The sequence below is a fragment of the Achromobacter sp. genome, assembly GCF_057314935.1.
Genome location: NZ_DBHKZA010000189.1, coordinates 1 through 1,986, shown reverse-complemented (window position 1 = coordinate 1,986; position 1,986 = coordinate 1). Strand labels below are relative to the sequence as shown.

General features: G+C 69.8%; 2 protein-coding genes and 1 pseudogene. All 3 read left to right on the top strand.

Annotation, left to right across the window (positions count from 1 at the left end; all coding sequences use genetic code 11):
* Positions 1-275, top strand: a pseudogene (locus tag ACO6D5_RS30000) (trans-aconitate 2-methyltransferase); the annotation flags it as partial.
* Positions 276-359: 84 nt separating this feature from the next.
* Entirely contained in the window at positions 360-875 is a 516-nt protein-coding gene (locus ACO6D5_RS29995) for a sigma-70 family RNA polymerase sigma factor (RefSeq protein WP_315846581.1), read from the top strand.
* The gene (locus tag ACO6D5_RS29990) at positions 862-1,863 is read left to right on the top strand and encodes a FecR family protein (protein ID WP_485827421.1); all 1,002 of its coding nucleotides are present in this window, start codon (positions 862-864) and stop codon (positions 1,861-1,863) included. The genes ACO6D5_RS29995 and ACO6D5_RS29990 overlap by 14 nt, the downstream gene beginning before the upstream one ends.
* Positions 1,864-1,986 lie beyond the last annotated feature (123 nt).

Genomic DNA, 1,986 nt, shown 5'->3' with positions numbered 1-1,986 from the left:
CCTGGTACTACGAACTGCTCAAGCCGCATTGCGGCGTGCTGGACGTGTGGCGCACGACCTATCACCACCCGCTGGCGGGCGCCGCCGCGGTGGTGGAGTGGTTCAAGGGCACGGCATTGCGGCCTTACCTGGACAAGCTGGATGCCGCAGAGCAGGCCAGTTTCCTGGCGCGCTATCAGGCGCTGATTGCCGAAGCCTATCCGGCGCTTGCCGACGGCACGGTGCTGCTGCCGTTTCCGCGGCTGTTCATCGTGGCGGGTCCGAAGCAGGCGTAAGCACGCAGCGCGGGAGGGGCGTGGCGCGAAAGCGGGGCGAGTGGCTTGTGTGATAATGCGAACCATTCATAATTAGCCTGTGCCTTGCGCACGCCCCGACTGACCCGTCCCGTGCTTGAACGCTACTACCAAGAGCTGATCGGCTTTTTCACGCGCGCCTTGCGCTGCCGCGACAACGCGTCGGACGTGGTCCAGGAAAGCTACGCCCGCGTGCTGGGCCTGGAGCTGCGGGCCGGGCTGCTGGCCGAGCCGCGCGCGCTGCTGTATCGCGTCGGCAAGAACCTGATCATCGATGAGGCGCGCCGCAAGCGCGCCGAACAGGCCATGCTGGACACGCTGGCCGTGGTGTCACCGGCGATCGTGCCGGGCGCCGACCGCGTCGTCAGTGCGCGCCAGGAAGCCGAACGCCTGCTGGCGCGCCTGGCGGTCATGCCCAGGAAGCGGCGCGAGGTCTTCTTGATGGTGAGGGTCTACGGCCATACGCATGCGGAGACCGCGCAGCATCTGGACCTGAGCATCGCCGCGGTGGAAAAACACGTGGTGCGCGCGGTGCTCGATTGCGCCGCGTGGCAGGCAAGGGCGGACCGTGCCTCGTCCTGACGCCGCGCCGCCGGCTGCGCCGCAACCCACGCCCGTGATGATCGAACGGGCGTTGACCTATCTGACCCGAATCGCGGGCGGCGACGCCGCCACGGCCGACAAGGCGCGCCGGCAACTGGCGGCCTGGCAAGCGCAGGATGCGCGTCACCAGGCGGCCTGGATGCGAGCCGAACGGCTATGGGCGGCTGACGGCGCGGTCCGCGAGGCCCTGCAGTCCTATCTGCCGAAACCGCAAGCCGCCGCGCCGAACCGGCGTGCGCTGTTGCGCGCGTTTGCAGGCGGCGGGCTGGCGTTGGGCCTGGGGGCGCTGCTGCGCTGGCAGGAGCCGCAAGCGCTCTACCGGCTGGGCATCCAGACCGCCCGGCGCGAAGTCCGGTCGCTGGGGTTGCCCGACGGCACGATGCTTGAGGCGGATGCGGGCACGCGCGCCAGCGTCGCCTATTACCGCGACGCGCGCGAGCTCACGTTGACGCAGGGCCAGGTGTATCTGGACGTGCGGTCGGAACCCGGTCGGCCTTTCGTGGCGCGCACGCCTTGGGGCATGGTCAAGGTGGTGGGCACCGCGTTCAGCGTCAGCGCGCGCGCGGGCGTGATGCAGGTGCAGGTCGAACGCGGATTGGTGCGCGTCTGGGGGCGGGACGCCTCCGGCGACGGCGTGCTGGTGCAGCCGGGGCAGATGGTGCGCACGGCGCCGGCCGGGCTGGAAAGCGTGCGCAACGTGTCAGGCGGCACGCACGAGGCCTGGCGGCACGGATGGCTGGCGTTCGACGCCACGCCGCTGGCCGAGGCCGTGGCCCAATGGAATGCGTGGAGCGAACAGCCGATCGAAATGCCCGCCGATCCGGCATTGCAGGCGATGCGCGTGACGGGGAGCTTCCCTGCGCGTGAACCGGCGCGCTTCCTGGCGGCGCTGCCGGGCGTGCTGCCGGTCATGGTCGAAAGGTTGGCCGGGGGCGGCGCGCGTATCGTTCGCGCCGCCCGAAAATAATTGTCCGGTAAATCGCGGCTCGTTCGTTTTCATGGTCAGAACCTTCCCTAGGATTGACCATGATCGAACGCAAGACCCGCATGACCGGCACGACCCGCCTGGCGCCGCCGCGCGCGACCCGCC